Origin of the sequence: Micromonospora tarensis, from assembly GCF_016803395.1 — a bacterium.
Lineage (GTDB): Bacteria > Actinomycetota > Actinomycetes > Mycobacteriales > Micromonosporaceae > Micromonospora > Micromonospora tarensis.
The window spans coordinates 1-16,341 of sequence record NZ_JAEVHL010000012.1; the positions used below are offsets into that span (position 1 = coordinate 1).

Annotated in this window: 17 protein-coding genes; 7 read left to right on the forward strand and 10 right to left on the reverse strand. The window is 68.4% G+C overall.

Annotated elements, in window-relative coordinates; genetic code table 11:
* Both JM949_RS36460 and JM949_RS04585 read left to right on the forward strand, forming a co-directional pair.
* On the forward strand, positions 1 to 217 hold a 217-nt coding region (locus tag JM949_RS36460; RefSeq protein ID WP_238432590.1), incomplete at its 5' end, for a hypothetical protein.
* Positions 214 to 1,644 (forward strand): MFS transporter, encoded by a 1,431-nt coding sequence (locus tag JM949_RS04585; protein ID WP_203147185.1) that lies wholly within the window; start codon positions 214 to 216, stop codon positions 1,642 to 1,644. The genes JM949_RS36460 and JM949_RS04585, both read left to right, overlap by 4 nt.
* Positions 1,645 to 1,689: 45 nt before the next feature.
* Here JM949_RS04585 and JM949_RS04590 read toward each other — a convergent pair whose 3' ends face one another.
* Complete coding sequence (locus JM949_RS04590) at positions 1,690 to 2,691, reverse strand: hypothetical protein (protein WP_203147186.1); 1,002 nt, start codon at positions 2,689 to 2,691, stop codon at positions 1,690 to 1,692.
* Complete coding sequence (locus JM949_RS04595; RefSeq protein WP_203147187.1) at positions 2,688 to 3,053, reverse strand: PadR family transcriptional regulator; 366 nt, start codon at positions 3,051 to 3,053, stop codon at positions 2,688 to 2,690. The genes JM949_RS04590 and JM949_RS04595 overlap by 4 nt, the downstream gene beginning before the upstream one ends.
* 182 nt (positions 3,054 to 3,235) lie before the next feature.
* Between JM949_RS04595 and JM949_RS04600 the strand changes: the two genes are divergently transcribed.
* The 3 genes from JM949_RS04600 to JM949_RS04605 all read left to right on the forward strand — a co-directional run bounded on the left by JM949_RS04600 (position 3,236) and on the right by JM949_RS04605 (position 4,428).
* Positions 3,236 to 3,508, forward strand: a complete 273-nt coding sequence (locus tag JM949_RS04600) for a hypothetical protein (protein ID WP_203147188.1) — start codon at positions 3,236 to 3,238, stop codon at positions 3,506 to 3,508.
* Positions 3,509 to 3,768: 260 nt separating this feature from the next.
* Positions 3,769 to 3,927 carry a DddA-like double-stranded DNA deaminase toxin gene (locus JM949_RS39555; RefSeq protein WP_407664691.1) on the forward strand — a complete coding sequence of 53 codons (159 nt, stop codon included), beginning with the start codon at positions 3,769 to 3,771 and terminating at the stop codon, positions 3,925 to 3,927.
* 87 nt (positions 3,928 to 4,014) lie between these two features.
* The gene (locus JM949_RS04605; protein ID WP_203147189.1) at positions 4,015 to 4,428 is read left to right on the forward strand and encodes an Imm1 family immunity protein; all 414 of its coding nucleotides are present in this window, start codon (positions 4,015 to 4,017) and stop codon (positions 4,426 to 4,428) included.
* A 97-nt stretch (positions 4,429 to 4,525) separates the two neighbouring features.
* Here JM949_RS04605 and JM949_RS04610 read toward each other — a convergent pair whose 3' ends face one another.
* The 7 genes from JM949_RS04610 to JM949_RS04640 form a co-directional block, all read right to left on the reverse strand.
* Positions 4,526 to 4,990, reverse strand: a complete 465-nt coding sequence (locus tag JM949_RS04610; protein ID WP_203147190.1) for a hypothetical protein — start codon at positions 4,988 to 4,990, stop codon at positions 4,526 to 4,528.
* The gene (locus JM949_RS04615) at positions 4,951 to 6,210 is read right to left on the reverse strand and encodes a nitric oxide synthase oxygenase (protein ID WP_203147191.1); all 1,260 of its coding nucleotides are present in this window, start codon (positions 6,208 to 6,210) and stop codon (positions 4,951 to 4,953) included. Before JM949_RS04615 ends, JM949_RS04610 begins: the two co-directional genes overlap by 40 nt.
* On the reverse strand, positions 6,207 to 7,442 hold the full coding sequence (locus tag JM949_RS04620; protein ID WP_203147192.1) for a tryptophan 2,3-dioxygenase family protein: 1,236 nt from the start codon (positions 7,440 to 7,442) through the stop codon (positions 6,207 to 6,209). The genes JM949_RS04615 and JM949_RS04620 overlap by 4 nt, the downstream gene beginning before the upstream one ends.
* Positions 7,439 to 8,596, reverse strand: a complete 1,158-nt coding sequence (locus tag JM949_RS04625; protein ID WP_309232002.1) for an aminotransferase class V-fold PLP-dependent enzyme — start codon at positions 8,594 to 8,596, stop codon at positions 7,439 to 7,441. Before JM949_RS04625 ends, JM949_RS04620 begins: the two co-directional genes overlap by 4 nt.
* Positions 8,593 to 9,318, reverse strand: a complete 726-nt coding sequence (locus JM949_RS04630; RefSeq protein ID WP_203147193.1) for a tryptophan 2,3-dioxygenase family protein — start codon at positions 9,316 to 9,318, stop codon at positions 8,593 to 8,595. The genes JM949_RS04625 and JM949_RS04630 overlap by 4 nt, the downstream gene beginning before the upstream one ends.
* A gap of 45 nt (positions 9,319 to 9,363) precedes the next feature.
* Positions 9,364 to 9,801 (reverse strand): hypothetical protein, encoded by a 438-nt coding sequence (locus JM949_RS04635; protein WP_309232003.1) that lies wholly within the window; start codon positions 9,799 to 9,801, stop codon positions 9,364 to 9,366.
* 746 nt (positions 9,802 to 10,547) lie between these two features.
* Entirely contained in the window at positions 10,548 to 11,381 is an 834-nt protein-coding gene (locus tag JM949_RS04640) for an SAM-dependent methyltransferase (RefSeq protein ID WP_309232004.1), read from the reverse strand.
* 317 nt (positions 11,382 to 11,698) lie between these two features.
* Between JM949_RS04640 and JM949_RS04645 the strand changes: the two genes are divergently transcribed.
* Complete coding sequence (locus JM949_RS04645) at positions 11,699 to 12,577, forward strand: DUF6545 domain-containing protein (RefSeq protein WP_203147195.1); 879 nt, start codon at positions 11,699 to 11,701, stop codon at positions 12,575 to 12,577.
* On the opposite strand, the gene JM949_RS36465 is transcribed toward JM949_RS04645, so the two are convergent.
* Entirely contained in the window at positions 12,536 to 14,656 is a 2,121-nt protein-coding gene (locus JM949_RS36465) for an EAL domain-containing protein (protein WP_203147196.1), read from the reverse strand. The two genes, JM949_RS04645 and JM949_RS36465, sit on opposite strands and share 42 nt — an antisense overlap.
* Before the next feature lie 908 nt (positions 14,657 to 15,564).
* Here JM949_RS36465 and JM949_RS04655 point away from each other — a divergent pair.
* Complete coding sequence (locus JM949_RS04655) at positions 15,565 to 16,341, forward strand: carbon-nitrogen hydrolase family protein (protein WP_309232005.1); 777 nt, start codon at positions 15,565 to 15,567, stop codon at positions 16,339 to 16,341.

Sequence of the window (16,341 nt, forward strand, 5' to 3'; positions counted from 1 at the left end):
AGCGCGCCTGCGCGCGGTGGCCGCGCTCGCCGTCGCCGCGGTCACCGCCCTCAGCGCGGCGTTCCTGCTCGCACCTGCCGTCGTGGCCGCCGCTGTCTGGGCACACCGACGTCGGGAACCCACTCCACACCTTTATCCACAGCCGCCGACACCTGTGGATAACCCGTTCGATGACGCGCACGCCTACGCGCCGGCTCAGGAAGTGAGGATCCGATGACGGCCCCCGCCAGCACGTTGACCTTGATCTCCACGGCCAGCACTGCCGTCCGTAGCGGCTCGACTGCGGGGTGGCAGCTGGGTGTGCTGTACGGGCCCGCTGTCTACGGAGTCAGCGCCGCCGCCGTCGCGCTTCCCGACGCCGCCACCCATCTACACGCCAACGCTGCGGGGCTGGCGTGGATCCTGACCGCATACGCCGCGGGCGTCGGCGTCGGCGCGGTCACCGCCGGACGCCTCACCGACCTGTGGGGCACCCGCCGGGTTCTCCTGAGCGCCGCGGCACTGCTGACACTCGGCGCCCTGATCTGCGCGGTCGCCCCCACCCTGAACACCGTCGTCATCGGCCGCGTCCTGCTCGCGACAGGGTCCGGAGCGGTCATGGCAGCGGCACTCGCGAGCACAGCCCGCCTACCCGCCGCCCACCGGCGGGCCAGCATGGCGGCCTTCGGCGCCTGCATGGCCGGGTTCGCCGCGACCGCCCCGCTGGCCGGCGCGCTCGCGGCGCACTGGTCATGGCGCGCGGCGCTGATCCTGCCGGTGCTGTCCATCGCCGCGATCCCGTCATGCTGGTCCCACAGCGCGCCACGCACGCAGCATGACCGGCTCGACTGGCCGGGCGCCGGACTCCTCGCGGCCGTCGCCGCCGGACTGCTGCTGACCGCCCAAACCGCACCCCACACCAGCGCGCTCACCACCGCGATACTCGCCGCTGCCACCGCAGCCGCCGCCCTGGGCCTGACCGCGCGCACCCGCATACACCCGGGCGGGTTCCTCACCCGCGGGATCCTGTCCGCCGGCTGGTTCCACAAAGCCACCATCATCGGCGCCGGCGTGTACGCCGGCCTGTTCGCCGTCCTCTACACCGCACCTCACCTGCTCAACCAGCAGGGCTACAGCACCATGCAGATTGGCGTGCTCCTGCTACCCGGCGCGGTGATCGGCGCCGCGTTGGCCCGACTCGCCGCCCTCGCCGCTCGCCGCCTGTCCGCACGGCACGTCCTGGCCGCGGTGAGCGTAATCCTCGCCGCCACGATGCTCAACGCTGCGATCACCCCGCGCCCCTGGACGATCGTGGCAGCGGCCACCGCCGCGTTCACCGCCTCGGCCATCACGCAGATGCTGCTCACCGCCCACGTCACCGCCCACACCGCCGTCGAATCCCGCGGCGGCGTGAGCGGGCTCCTCACCCTCGCGACGTTCCTTGGCGGCGGCTGCGGCACCGCGCTGTGCGCCACCCTCTGGCAAACGTGGGGCCCGGCCGCCGCGCTGGCCGTCGTCGCGATAGCGCCGGCCCTTGGCGCGCTTGCGGCCCGACGTCTGCGCTCCGCCCACCAACCAGATGCGTCAACGCCAGTCTGGTGTGCGAACAGCCGCGGTAGCCAGGCCGCGCCAACCGGTTCTCCCACCCCTTGCGCTCCTGGCTGATCCACGGACGGCACCTACGCACGGGCCGAACGTGCCGTGAGAACGTCATCTACCGCAGGTGGGGCACGAGGTGGCAGGAGCTGCCTCGGGATCGCCGAGTGGCCCGCGAGTGGTTCCTCGTCGGCAGGCAGCCACTGCGACAGCGAGGCTCCCGGCCGACCCAAGGACCACGGCGACGGCGGTACCGGCGATGACCGGAAGGGCAGGATAGTTGGCACCGACGAGGTCGCTGGTGAGGGCGCTCAGCGGGCCCAGACTGAGGAGTCCTATCGGAATGAGCAGGACCAGGGTGGCCCAGAGCCCTCGGGCGTCGCCGCGCAGCGAGAGCACCGCCGCCGTCAGCACCGCAACGGCCAGCAACGCCACCCCTGTATAGGTCAGGAGAATGCCCCCGTCGTCCCAGCGGTAGGAGAATGCTCCCCGACCGGCCAGAGACGCACTGATACTAAGCCCGACGCCGAGGGCAGTAGGCAGCGTGACGATGCGTTGCCACCGGGGTCGGTGGGCGAGTAGTGCCAGCGCGAGCAGGCCCAGCGTCGCTTGGGGCACGAGGTGAAACAACCGAGGCCGCGGCATACCAACTAGGTCGGCGACCGGCACGACGGCGGCGGTCAGCACAAGGGCTAACACGATGGCCAGCCGCGTCCACCGCACGCCGGCAACAGCATCGACAGCAGCGACCAGCAGCCACGCGACCCAGACGACGATGCCGATGGTGGCGAACGGTCCGAAAGTCGGCACGCTCCGATCGCCGTTTGCTGTGATCTGTTCGGCTCCGGCCCAGAGGCCAGCCAGCCCTGTCGCAGTGACGAAGGCCAACGCCGCAGCAAGACGTACGCCGGGAATGAGATCGCTGGCACCGGCTGCCCTTAGCCGCTCACGCACCGCGCCGGCGAGCAGGTCGGCGGCGTCCGCGACCGAGGGCCAACGGCGGTTGAGGTTCGCCAGATCAAGATACGTGCCGAGGATCTCCTCGCCGCGCACGCGCCGGTAATCGCCCGGGTACAGGCGCAGCAGCAGCCGGTAGCGGCCTTCCAGGTCACTCATGTCAGCCCCTCCACGGGACGCCGGACGGTAGGTCCAGCGGCGCGAGCCCGCTTGCGCAGGCGTGCGGTCGCGACGTCGACGTTGTGGCGCAGCCGCCGCGTCTCCGCGTGCAGGGTGGTAGCACCGGTTGGGGACAGGCGGTAGTAGCGGCGCAGCCGACCGTCCACCGTCTCTTCCCGGTCGATGTGAACCAGCCCGCCATCGACGAGCCGATCCAGCGCGCCGTAGAGGGTGCCGGGACGCAGCGACAGACGACCCTCGGACAGGGCGGCAACCTCACGGATGAGCCCGTAACCGTGCATCGGCTCAACAGCGAGCGCGGTCAGGATTAAGAAGGTGGGTTCCCGCAGCGGCGTATCCACCACCGGAACATATCGGACGCGAAGCTATCCGGAGCCTGATCGCGCGGATTCGCTGATCGTCACCGGGAATCACAGCTCAGCGCCGCGACTGATGTCGCGTTACCGCCGATTTCAGCGGAGCATCGCCGAGGATCCATAGCGCAAACATCGCATGAGCATCGATGTTCTAAGAAAGTGTGTCGGTGAGCGCGGCGGAACTGATGACTCGGCTTCTTCAGGCGAAAGCTCATCTCGATCGGTCCCGAGAGTTGATCCGGGCAGCCGGCGCTGAACTTCACCAAGCGCGGGCGTTGATTCAAGCGGCGCTGCACGGCGCCACCGACCACACCGCGGCGGAGATGGTCGACCGCAGCGCACGTCAGCTTGACGGCGTGAGCGTGGCGGTCGCGCAGTCAGCCAGCAAGGTGCAGGACATCCTCACCCGGACGAGAGGGTTGGGTGGGCTGGGAAATTGACGGCGGGTGGCGGCGAGAACCGTCGACCACCCGCATCACCTGACACACCACAAGTTGTCCTTCGGGCAGCTGCGAGCCTGGCGCGTCGCACCAGTGCGCACGACAAGACCGAAGCGGTCCTCCTCGCCGACAGCGCGGTCATCCATGACTCTGACTTCTCGGCGGAGCCTGACGGGCGGCTTCGCAGCCGCCAGCTGCGTGTCGGCCGGCTTCCCGCCGCCGGGGTGGGATTGAAGCCGCCGCTGGCCCAGGCCACGGTCATGGATCACGCCGAGGCGCAGGCCGCCGCCGTTCTCCGTCGTCGCGGCGGCCCGCAGGGGGCGGTCCTCGTGCTCAACCACACTCCATGTGACGACCCGATCGACCTTTGGTCTGCGAGAAGATCCTCGCCACGATCCTGCCGGAGGGAACCCGCCTGACGGAACCCGCCTGACGGTGTTCCTCACCGACGGCGACCGGACGTGGCTCCATAAGCTGTACGTCGGAACAGGAGAAGGGATCCGGCGATGAGCATCGACATCACCTGGGGACGCGGTGACGGCGCGGCGTCCGTGACGACCGTCGCCGAACTCGACGCCACGCTCAGCAGCGTCGCTCAGGACCACCCCGAACGCCTGCCCTACTGCGTTACCCTCGTCGCCCCCAGCGGAGCGGATTTCCCGGTCATGCTCGACATCTGCGTCGGCCACCCGCAACGGTCGTTCGTCTATCACGTCGGCGCCGATGGCAGCAGCGCCTGGGGGTACGAGCCGGATCTCGAAGCCGGGCCACCGTTCACGTTCGACTATGCCGGCACCCCCACCGACGCGTGGCCCGAGCGCACCAGAGTGAGCAACGCGAGCGCCCGGGAAGCCGCCCGGCAGTTCCTCACGAGCGATGGGCAACGTCCAAGTGCGTTGGCCTGGGAGATCCTCGACTAGGTGTGCCCCCGCGCAGTGGTTGCGAACGCGGTCGGCGGGCGCAGGCTGTCGTCGACCCGAACGCTGGGGGCCGCCCGCGGCGACCCCCAGCGATCGGTCACCAGTCGCCGGCGGCCTTGAAGCCGTACCACCTGCCCAAGTCGATGCGAATCCAGATGTAGAACTTGGTGCCGTCCTTCACGTTCGTCGCGAGGTTGCGCCACTGGCCGACGGGCACGTGCGTCCAGTAGTTGCAGGTGGCGCGTCCGTAGAAGTTGATGCAGGCGTCGAAGGGCCCGTAGTCGTCGTTGTCGCCGGTGTTGCGAATCTGGATGTCGCTGCACTGACTGGTCGTGGTGAGGTATTTCGGGTACTGCGGTTGACTGATGATCTCGACGCCGTCGTAGAGCATGTAGAGGTCGCTGTAGTTGGGGTAGCCGCTGTACGGAGCGACGCGGCAGCCGCCCGCTTGCGCGGGTGCGGAGGTGACGACGAGACCGGCGGTGGTGCTCAGCAGCGTGACCGCGATCGCGGCCAGGCGAATCAGCCAGTGGTGGGTTCGAGCAGATGAGCGTGTGGACACGTGTCCTCCCTGGATTGGTTGGGTAGAGCGGCAGCGGCCGGGGGGACATCGGCGTGCTGACGCGGCGAGGGTCTTTGGCCGGGGTTGGGGTGACCGGCGGTGAGGGCGAGGCAGTGCGGGTCCGGCAGGAATGCCGGGGTGGGTTGGCTGGTGTCGTAGTAGCGGTTCCAGGAGGGGTCCTGGGGAGTCATGGGGTAGGAGTTCAGCCAGCTCCAGTCGCCTGTCACGCGGCGTCCCGCTGCCTCTTCGTTGGCGACGAAGCGGGCGAAGCGGCGGCTTTCGCGGTGGTGGTCGGTGATGGCCACCCTGGCGGCCTCGAACGAGTGCAGCACCGCCTCATGGAGCGTGAGCAGCGCTTTGTCGGCACGTAGTCGATCGCCAGGGCGCAGACCGAGGCCGGCGACGATGGTGGGGAGCAGGTTGTAGCGGTGGTGGTCGGCGAGGTTGCGGGTGGCGATCTCACCGGCCATGAAGGTGCCGCTGAATGGTGCGGGAAACCGCAGGCCACCGAGGTGCAGCACCATGTTGCTGACGACGGGGATGGCGGGCCACCGCAGACCGAGGCCGGCGATCCAAGGATGCTCGGGGTGCTCGATCGGCACCTCGAGGACCCGGCCCGGGTCGGTCGGTAGCAGGTGCAGCCGTCCGTCAGCGGTGACGGCCAGCCACGGCAGAAGGTCAAAAGCGCCGCGCCGAGCGGGGCCCGGCCAACCCAGGTCCAAGGCGGCGTTGGTCAGGGGCAGGTTGGCGCGATCGCCGAGGATGCCGTCGTTGGTGCGCCATGCCGCGTATCGGGCCAGCTGGGTGCTGACGATGCGCACGGGCGGGGCCGAGGTGCCGGTGGCGGGTGCGAGGACGGTGATGACGGAGCGGACGTGTCCGCCGTTGGCGGCATCGTTGAGGTGCGCGGTGAGCTCCCGCGTGGCCTCGTCGAGGGTGGTGGCGTGGCGGCGGTCGCGGACGATCAGGCTGGGCCACCGCAGCCGGCCGATGCAGCGGCCGGAGTTGCGCCAGGCGGCGCGCGCCCCGTAGGCCAGCTCGTCGTAGGTCGGCTGCCAAGTTCCCGTCGTGCGGATCTCGTCGCGAACGTCGCGCCACCGGCGTGCGAGCCCCGACGTGCCGGTTTCCGCGTGGCGCTGATTCAGAAAGCCGTGGGCTTCGGCGAGCAGGTCGTGGTGCATGCTGCCGGCCAGAAATGCTGGCGTTGTGTGCACGCTCATCGGCTGGCCTGTGACGGGTCGGTGGCGTCGGGGCCTTCGAACAGGGGAGTGTCGCGGCTGCGGAGCAGGTAGGGAGTTCCAGGCGTGTCGCCGGTGCCGCGTTGGTCGGTCCCAAGCATCCGTACGGCGAGGCGGTAGTGGGTGCGGCGCCATTGGTGGACGGCGGCGGTGAACTCTCGGAGCCCGTCGGCGAGGGCTGGCTGTTCGGCGACCGTGCGCTCGTCGCTGTGGATGGCGGCGAGGAGGTCGGCGATGGTGGCCTGCCCGCTGCTGATACGCGCCTGCACGTCGGGCACCGACAGGTACGCCGCGGAGTGCAGGCGGTCCGGGTCGGGTGTGCGGCACAGCGACTCGCACAGTTTGTAGGCGCGGGACTGGATGGCGCTGGCCCCGTCGGTGTGGACACGGAAACTGTGGAACGCCGCCGGTTGCAAGGTGGCCAGCAGGGACCACAGTGGTGTTGTTTCCCGCAGGAGCGCGGCGGCGAAGGACAGGCGCGCGCCCAGGGTGGGCAGCTGCCCACCCTGTGCCGCGGTGATGATCGCGGCGAGGTCCACGGCGAGTAGGCCGAAGGTCAACTCGAATGTCTGCAGCACCCGGATGAACATCCACTCGTCGTGGACTCGTGAGACCGGCAGCATGGTGGTCCGCAGCATCTGCTGTGCGCTGGTGCCCTGGCTGATCGCCACCGACGCGGCCAGCCGCCGGGCGTTCGCGAGCGGGCTGCCGGCGTCGGGGATGACGAAGCTGAGCCGTCGCAGCGCGGGCGTCGCGGCGCGCACGGCGTGGCGTAGACGTTTGGTGACGAGGGCTAGGTCAGGGCGCTGAAGGGGTAGGGGCGCGCTGGTGGTGTCCAGGGCTTGTAGCTCGAAGGCGATGAGGTCGGTCAGCAGAAGGGTGTGCAGTCGGTCGCGGCGGGCCAGCAGCCGATGGGCCGGCTGGGGGCTGTCGTCCGGATCGGGTATGGGTATCAGCGGCAAGGCCAGGTAGCTGCGGTAGTCGAAGCGGCCGTCGGATTTGTCGAGCAGGATGTTCAGGAGCGTGGCCAAGAGCTCGTTCGGGTCCGGCACCTCGGGTAGACGATCGCGGGCGCAGCGCAGCAGCACGGTCCATTCAGCGGGGACGGAGTGCTTCCCGTAGTGCTGGTAGGCGTCGATGACGGCGTGGACCGGGAAGCGGTACGCGGCGGTTCGTGGCTCAGCTAGCCACCGTCGCAGGGCGTCGGCGTTCATTGGCGTGCACCGGAGAGGACCCGGGCGCGGTATCGGTAGGCGGCGATCGCCTCGCACGCGACGTCGATGTCGCTGTCGATCGTGTAGGCGTGGGTGGCCAGGCGCAGGACGTCGTGGCGGGGTGCGGTGATGACGCCGCGGTGTCCGAGCCAGGCGGCCATCGCCTCGGCGCGTGGCTCGACGATCGCCAGGTGGGCGCCTTGCGCATCCATGCTGGCGGCCAGGCGGACGACCTCGCCTTGGGCTGCGAGGCGCTGGGCGGTCGTGGCGATCAGCCGCTGGGTGTGGTGACGCGCCCGTTGCAGGTCAAGGTCACCGACCAGGGACAGGCCGGCGACGGCGGCGTACACGGCGGCTGCGGCGGGGGTGCCGGTCTCGTAACGCCTGGCGGTCATCGGCGAGTCGAGGATGGTCGCCCGCATCGCGTGTGGGTCGGTGCGGCCGAGCCACCCGGTGAGCGTGGGCGGCGGTCCCCCTGGGTGGCGGGCGTAGATGAAGGCGAGCCCGGGCAGCCCGAACAGATATTTGCTGGCGCCGGTGACGAGGTAGTCGCAGCCCATCGTGTTGACGTTCACGGGCATCACGCCAGCGGCCTGGTACGCGTCGATGAGGACCTCCGCGCCGGCGTCTCGTGCGGCGGCGGCGATTCGGGCTACGTCGAGGCGGGTCGCGTCGCGGTAGGTGACGGCGGGCACCGACACCAGGGCGGTCCGCGGCGTGATCTGTGACAGGTAGTCGCTCGTCCGAACGGCTCCGCCTACCGTGCCGCACCAGCGCACCCGCATTCCCGGCTGGGCCAGCAGCACGTGTGTGATCCCCGGGAACTCGGCGGTGCTGGTGAGGATGTCGCGGCGTCGTCGCCAGCGGCGGCCGGTGACGGCCTGGTGGGCGGCGATGCTGGCGTTTGGCAGGATGCCAATCTGGTCGACATCAGCGCCGATGAGCTGCGCGAACAGGCGGCGAGCCTGCGCCACCTTCTGCTCGCACGCGTCCCAGAAGCCGGGCCGGGACAGGTCCTCGAGCATCTGGGCCATGGCCTGGTCTACGTCAATGGTGCGGGGGGCGATGCTGCACGCCGCCAGGTGGGCTCCGCTGGACGGCCCGGCCAGTCGCTGCCGCAGCGCCGCGGGCATCGTGAGAGTCGCGGCGGTCACCGCTGAACCTGCCCCGGGCAAGCAGCCGGTGCGGACGCGTCCATCAGTGCCGCACGGGCTTCCCACAGCGTGGGGAACCGTCGGTGGCTGATCAACTTGCTCAGGCTGTCGACCGGTGTGTGGCGGGTGCCGAGCACTCCCTGGCCGATGACGCGTGTGGCGACGGTGTAGTGCTCCGTGCGCCACAACGCGATCCGCTCGTCGAATCCCACTAGCGCCTCCGCCAGGCGATACAGCGGATCGGATGGTGCTGTGCCCCGGTACAGGTCGGTCGCGGTGAGGCGCAGCGCGGACAGTAGCCGGCTGAAGGCGATGTCCAGCTCGGTGCTCGCGGTGCGTAGCAGCCGCCAGCCGGGGGACTCGAATCCGGAACCGGTGCCGAGTACGGGGCGGATGACGGCGAACTGCGCCGGTGGCAGCGACCGCAGGATGTGCAGATGCTCGGTGATCAACCGCAGCGCCTCCGCGGCCCGGCGAATTAGCAGCTCGGCCGCGCCCACCTCTCCAACGCCGACGTGGGTGAGCGCGCGAGACAGGTGGGAGCGCGTGAGCTTGAGCCACAGCTCGCTGGATTGATGGACGATCTGGAACAACAGCTCGTCAGGATGCACCCATTCCGCCGGCCCTCTCTGCAGGGCGAGCAGTTCGTCGGTGCGCATGTAGCGGGCATAGTCGTCGGTGCCGCTCCCGGGCAGTACCGGCGGCAGGGGTGACGTGAGCATCTCTGGGGCCTCCAGTCAGTTGCTGCGCAAGGGCGTCGGCCCAGCTCAGGCACGCAGGGTGTTCATTGCGGACGAGACGACGGCGCTCAGCCGTTTGGCCAGGTCGGCGGGCAGACGCGCTCCGATGCGTAAAGGTGCCGCACCGACGGTGAGGTACAGGTTCGCGTCGTAGGCCACCACGTAGGTGCCAGTCGCTTTGTCCGTGTAGGTGTAGGCGGCGGCGCCGATGCCGGGCAGCTCAGTGACCGGACCGCTGGCCTCCTGCACCTGGCGCAGTCCCTCGTACATCAGCTGCCCGGATTCGGGCGCGCCGACGTCCGCGCGGACCGTCACGACAACGCCGTCGGGGAGGTGCCCGACGGTGACCGCGCACGCCAAGGTGGCAGTGCCGCCTGCGGTGCGGGAGGTGTCCTGCGCGGTGCCGACTTCACCGGCCAGATCGGCGACGGCCTGCAGGTCGAGGCGCGTGCACAGTGCGTCCACCGGCCGGTAGGAAGCTGCCGGAGGTGCGGGCGTGGCCGGCGCGCTCGAATAAGCTACCTGGCCGGGCGGGGTCGCGGCCGCGGGTACGTCGTCCTTCGCGGTGCACCCTGCTCCGATTAGTCCGACGACGCCGAAGGCGCAGAGCACGGTCCCGGCGGACGCGCGGCGGTACAAACGTGACGAGATAGGAGATTGAATTGACGGAAGCGTCATTCTGTTACCTGTTTCGGACGTGAGTGATTGCCCTACGCGCGATGTGCGGCAGGTTCTCGGGGAAAGTGTTCTTATTCGCGTCGGTGGCGCGGCCACCAGTGGGTCTAATTCAGCACGTGCTCGAGCGCGGTGTCCATATTTCTGGCTAGGTCTGGCAGCATCACCGTGCCGTCAACAGACCCAGAGAAGCGTTCTCACCTGGGGATTTGCGGCCAGGTTACGGCTGGCGCGATGCACACCGGTATCGTCGACCAGGGGTGCCGGAGGTCGTGCGTGCAGTGCGAAACGGCGCCCTGCCCGTGCTCATGTGTCTGCCCGAGGGTGAGTCGATGACGAGGCGATACGAGTCGGCCTGGGGATCTTTCGCTAGGGCTTCGGCCGCGCGATTCACGTCGAGAGACAGTCGGCTGCCGCCGCGGGACACACGGAGGGGCAGCGTGGGCGGCGGCAATGGCCCTTAACGTGGCAGCTGTAGATCCGCCGGAATGGTCACCGTTGAGAACGCCGCAGGCCGAAGCCGATCGCCAGGCTGCTCAGTAGCGGATCCCCACAGCACCTCGCACCGGTGACGGTGTGGGCGCCGTGGCGTATGGGTCCGGCTCGCTGAGCTCGGGCCGCCAGTGGTTGAGCGGAACAAGTCCTGGCTCGATGAGGGCGAGGTCGCCGAACAAGGCAGTGAGTTGCTCGTCGGTGCGCAGAGTGATCTCGGTGGCGGCCTGAGTGCGGTACACGCTTCTGCCTTCGTCCAAGGCGGATTGGCCGAAACTGTCGGTTATGGTCGCGCTCAGATGCGAGATGACCATGGCGCTGCCGGGAACGAGCAGGTCTCGGATCGGCGCGACAACGTCGTCGACCTGGTCGTCGGCGACCTGCTGCAGGACGGAGCAGTACAGCACCGCGGTGGGCTGCTCAAGGTCGATCACGGTGGAGAGGTGGCTACCGGCGAGTGCGTCAAGGATCAGGTCGGGGCGGGTGAAGTCGCCCTCGATCGCGCGACACGTGGGGTTGCCGATGAGGATCTGGTTGGACGCGACAACCGCGACCGGATCAATATCGACGTAGACCACGCGGATTGCCGGGTCGACGGCCTGCGCGATCTCATGGACGTTGCCCTGCGTGGGGATGCCGCTGCCCAGATCGAGGAACTGCTTGATCCCGTCCTCAGCGAGCGTCTGCACCGCGCGGCGCAGGAAAAGCCTGGCAGAAAGGGCCATGTCCGCGGCTTCCGGCACGGCCTGCAGGAGTTGACGTGCCGCCTCCCGGTCAGCCGCGAAGTTCTGCTCGCCGCCCAGCAAGAAGTCGTAGACCCGGGCAACGGTGGCCCGACCACCCGTAGTGCCCTGCGCGCTCGTCCGCTGCTCAGTCACCGGTCGCACCCCCGAGGTCCGTACGGCGATCGGCGGCATCGCTGCCATCGATCATGGGGCCGAAGCCTATCGACCAACCGTCTGCTGTTGTGCCCCGTAGATTCGGGGTACCCACACGCGGCATCCGTGCGGCTACACTCTGATCTTTCGTCCGGCACTGACCGTAGTGTCAGGAGGTGCAGATGCTCTTAGCCAGGACGCGGATCGCGAGACGCCTGCGCAAGGCAGGTGTGCCACCGCCGCCCGCGCCGTACACCGTGGATGCTTGGTGCGAGGCGATCGGCCAAGCCCGGGGTCGTCCCCTCAAGGTGCGCTCGGTGCGGCTGGACGCGCACCTGCCTCCGGGAGTGATCCTCGCTCGCAACGGTGTGGATTACATCCTCGTCGACGCCGCGATGCCCGCTCTGCCCAAAAGGCAGACCGCACTGCACGAACTCGGGCACTACCTCCTCGACCACGACGGCGACGTGGTGAAAGGCCACGTCGATCCGAATGTTGAGGCCGAGGCTGAATTGGCCGCCGACCTGCTGTACCAGCAGTTGGACCGAGCGGCAGCGTCCACGCCGCGCTCCTCTAATGCCGCCAGGCGGCTCATCTCACGCTTACGACTCACCTGCGGGCCATCGGCGTGGTGGACCGACCGAAGCACCGACTGGCACGTACATCGTCTGTGGATGACGCTCCGCACCGGCATGCCCGACGCGGTCATTATCAGTACGAGCACTGCCGCGCCGGTTGCCGTCGAAGCCGGCGGCAGTCGACAACGCCACCGCACGGTCATCGAGGTTCACGAGGCCCTGCGGGTTCTACGCCCTTGGTGTAGCCCGCAGGTGTACGCCAGCGCGACCCGACGCGCTCAGCGCAACCGGCTCGATGACGACGCCGTCAAGGCCGTCGCGGAGGCCGCCACCGTCGCGGTCGCGCTACGCCGCCGCCAGGCCTCGTTGCCACCCGAGGCCGACGAATCGCCTTTGCTGTCCCAGCGCCACGGCCCGCACGACGTACGCGTAGAAGCTCACCGCCTGGCCCGCGTGGCCCGGGCGCTGCACGAGTCCCCGCTCGTCGCTGCCGAGACCGCCCGTTGGGTGCCGGTGGTGGCCGCCACGGATGAGACGGGGGGCGTGAGCGCCGTGGGCGACACACCGCTGTTTCCGTTAGGCGCGTCGCGGCGCGACCGGTCGGCTCGCGCGGTGTAGTGGCAGCGCCCGGGCCCCGGCATCCAGCGCCGTTGGCTGCCACAGCCGCGCGTGGCTCCGCAATTGGCTCGGGAACATTTCACTGCCGAACAGCGGACCGCTGCCCAGGGCGCAACCGATCGTGGAAAGTTCGCGGCGCTCGTCCTCGCTGGTGATTCCTGCGGCGATGACGGAGAGGTCGAGATCGCTGGCGAGATCCACGGCTGCGTGGACGACCGACCGCGCTGGATTCCAACCTGCCTCCAATGCGTACGTTGGATTCAGGCGCAGGAGACTCCAGGCTGCGGCGTCGAGCGAGTCGATGCCAACGCGGCTGTAGCCGTAGTTGTCCAACAGCAGCCGCACCCCGTATTGCGCGATCTGCTCGACCACCTTGCGGGTCTTCGGGCCCGGGGGCTGGCTGATCGCCAGCACTAGCGATGTCCCTGCGACGGAGTGCTCCCGCAGCACGTCACGCATGGCTTCGGCGAAGGTGGACGTGAGGGCGCCAGCCGGCACCGGAACGACCAGCGCCACCTCGGGCAACGCGTCACGCCAAGTCGCCGCGGCGGCCAGTGACCGCGTTAACACCTGCCGCGCCAGCCGCTCAAGGCTGTCGGGGTCATCGATGAGTTGGTAGACGTACTCGTCGGCCGCCAGCACGTCATGGCGTGAGTGCAGCCACCGCGGAGTGGACTGTACGAGGGTTATCCGGCCGCTGATCAGGTTGACAACTGGCTCGACCGAGATCGACAGCCGCGCCCGCGACAGCTCATGGGCCAACGACGACTCACGCACGGGGCCGGTTTGAAACGCCACCAATCTGTCCTGGCCGCGCCTAATAGCTCTCGACAACACCCTCTCGGCAGCATCGAGCAGGTCGGCAGCGTCCTCGGGCGCTCCCGCTGTCATCCCGGCGCTCGCCCGTACTGTCAGCCGACTCTGATCGACCTTGACCTCACGACGCAGTGTCGCCACCGCCCAGCACGCCGACTGATAGGCGGTGTCCGCCTCAACGCCCCACATGACGAGGGCGAAGGTCACGTCGCCCACACGAGCCACAGCCGATGTCGCTGCCTGCGACACGTGACACAGCCGAGCGGCTAGCCGATTCAGCAGTGCCAAAGCCCGGTCGCGGCCGAGCACATCAGCCAGAAAGTGAAAATTCTCCAAGCGGATTACCACTACGTAGCACGGCCCGACCGCCACCTCGGTGACACGGCTCAGCAAGGCCGCCCGATTGGGCATCGAGGTGTCCTCGTCAGTGGTCGCCGCCACCTCGTGACGATGCGCGTCGACCGCCAGCAGACCGTAAGCGTGAGCGATGTCCAGGCTGGTAGAAAGCGTTGCTGCGAAGGCTCGTAGGGCAACCTGCTCCCGAGCAGACAATTCGTCTCGCGGCCCACGCAGATACAGCCGAACCGCCCCGTGCAACCCGGTCGCGTCGCCCCCGACCTCATGCCGAACCGTCCGAGTCGTGGCAATGCTCGGGGCGTTCGTGGCAAGGCCGTCGTACACCACGCGGGCGACGCCGGCCTGCTGACTGGCTCGCACCAAACGCTGACCGTCGGCGATCTCTATGTCCGCCGAACGGGCACCGAACAGGTCGACCGCACCGGCTGCCGCGGTTCGTAGCACGACGTCCAGATCACGCGCGGACAGGGCATCACTTAAAGCGGCCAGGCGTTCCCAGGTCCGCCGCTCCTCGCCAACCCGCAACCGATACGTCAGCACGAGGTGCAGGACGAACATCACCGCAGGTAGTGCTATCAGTGTCCGCCGGTCCAGCCGAGTGGCCTCGGTGAACAATCCGGCGGTGATCGTCTCAGCAACCGCCACGGCCAGCCGGGTGCGCCACAGGTAGCGAAGCACGACCATTACCGGCCGTCCGGTCGCTAGCGTCACGGCCGCCGTCGTCACCAATTCTTCGAACAGCAGCACCGCGATTGCCGCAAGAAGGAAGCCCGCCAGGTAGCGCGGGAGCATGGGATCCGGCGCGGCTTCACCAACGGCTGGACGGATACCGAAGGCATACATCGCAGACGCGGCCAGCGCTGCGGCGATGATGTCCATGCTGGTGTTGTGTACCGCCTTGTACACGCCGGACGAGCGTGGGTATCTCGTCACCAGCCGAGCCGCACTGACGCCGACCGCTGCGCACACAATTACCCAGGGCGCAGGCAGCGCTGCCGCGCACACCAGGCACGCCGTTGGTGTCAACGTCACGCGAATGGACCTGCGAGGCGCTATCGGAACCGAAAAGGCCGCGCCCATCGCCATGAGCGCGGCACCCATCCACACATAGACCTGCTGCGAAGGTTCTGGCCACCGTGCCTCATGCACGGCCCACGCGAGGCACGCGAGCGCCACCAGAACACCAGAAGTGGTCAGCAGAGCGAGGGCCCACCGAGCGGGCCGGATGAATGTCAACTAGTACCCCGCGATCATCATCCCCAGCCCTTCGAAGCGAATCGTCCACAGTAGCAGGTCATGGTCATGTTCTTAGTCCCATTCGACGCCCTTGCACACGGTGACAACCCCCCTCCGCAGCGTCAGTAGTTGGTTCGACGATATGACCATCCAGTGGTGATCCTCAATGCCGAGGAGTCCCTTTGATCGGACTGCGCACAGTGAGGTGAGACGCCGGTTACGCAGGGTGAGTCAGCGTGGGCGGGGTGCGTTGCCTCAACCACTGAACTCGCCGCCGGTGCGTCCCGATGGCGTGGACGATCACGGGGCGGCCCGCGAGCCGGCACCGGCTAGGGAGATCCTTCGCCCCTAGAGAAGGTTCCGCCGCAGGGCGTCGCTCCGGCACCGGAGGTCGTAGCCAGCGCGGTACTGTGCCGACCATTTTGCGGAGATCTGTATCCCGCGTTACGCGACGGGTGTGCCCGCGGCACGGTCGACGCGTTGGGGAGGTGCTGCCGATGCAAGGGCGCTACCCGCGTCGACGACTACGCGAAGAGTCGTCGCCGGCTGCCTCGCCGTCGTCCCGCTACGATCAGAGCGTGCAGGAGAGGCTGCGTATCGGTACATGCCAGACCCAGGAGTTCCTCGGCGACATCGACGCAGCGCTGACGTGTATCGAGGGCTTCGCCCGGCAGGCCGATGCGCAGGACGTCGACCTCCTGCTGTTCCCGGAGTGCTTCCTGCAGGGGTATCTGGTCAACGACGACCATATGCGCACCCAGGCGATGGAACTCAGCTCCGCGAGGTTCGCGTCGGTGCTCAAGCGGCTGAGCCCGATCGAGCAGACCCTCGTGTTCGGCGTCATCGAACGAAACGGCGACAGGTACTGCAACACTGCGGTCGTCGTCACGCAAGGTGTGCTTGTGGGCGTCTACCGCAAAACCCATCTACTGCCCGGGGAAGCGTTGCTCGACAAGGGCGATGCCTACCCGACCTTCGAGTTGAAGGGCGTCAGATACGGCATCAACATCTGCTACGACACCCAGTTCGCCGAGGCCGCCGCGGCGGTGGCGGCGCAGGGTTCCCACGTCCTGCTCGTGCCAGCTCAGAACATGATGCGGCGGGAGACCGCAGTGCGCTGGAAGGACCTGCACCACGGAATCCGGGCTGAGCGCGCGCGGGAGACTGGTATGTGGTTGGTGTCAGCGGATGTGACCGGCGAGCGCGACGAGCATCGTGTCGGCTACGGGCCGACCAGTGTCATCAGCCCACAGGGGGAGATTGTGGCGCAGGTGCCGTTGATGACTACCGGCATGGTGATTGTTGAGATCCCACCACTTCAGGATGGACGTGGCCAGAACGACCGTGCGGGTTAG

What these genes read in the sequence shown, in the direction of transcription:
- JM949_RS04590 (WP_203147186.1), bottom strand. Translation starts at nt 2,691, where the DNA reads ATGAGTGACCTGGAAGGCCGCTACCGGCTGCTGCTGCGCCTGTACCCG.
- JM949_RS04585 (WP_203147185.1), top strand. Translation starts at nt 214, where the DNA reads ATGACGGCCCCCGCCAGCACGTTGACCTTGATCTCCACGGCCAGCACT.
- JM949_RS04615 (WP_203147191.1), bottom strand. Translation starts at nt 6,210, where the DNA reads ATGAGCGTGCACACAACGCCAGCATTTCTGGCCGGCAGCATGCACCAC.
- JM949_RS39555 (WP_407664691.1), top strand. Translation starts at nt 3,769, where the DNA reads ATGGATCACGCCGAGGCGCAGGCCGCCGCCGTTCTCCGTCGTCGCGGC.
- JM949_RS04605 (WP_203147189.1), top strand. Translation starts at nt 4,015, where the DNA reads ATGAGCATCGACATCACCTGGGGACGCGGTGACGGCGCGGCGTCCGTG.
- JM949_RS04620 (WP_203147192.1), bottom strand. Translation starts at nt 7,442, where the DNA reads ATGAACGCCGACGCCCTGCGACGGTGGCTAGCTGAGCCACGAACCGCC.
- JM949_RS04630 (WP_203147193.1), bottom strand. Translation starts at nt 9,318, where the DNA reads ATGCTCACGTCACCCCTGCCGCCGGTACTGCCCGGGAGCGGCACCGAC.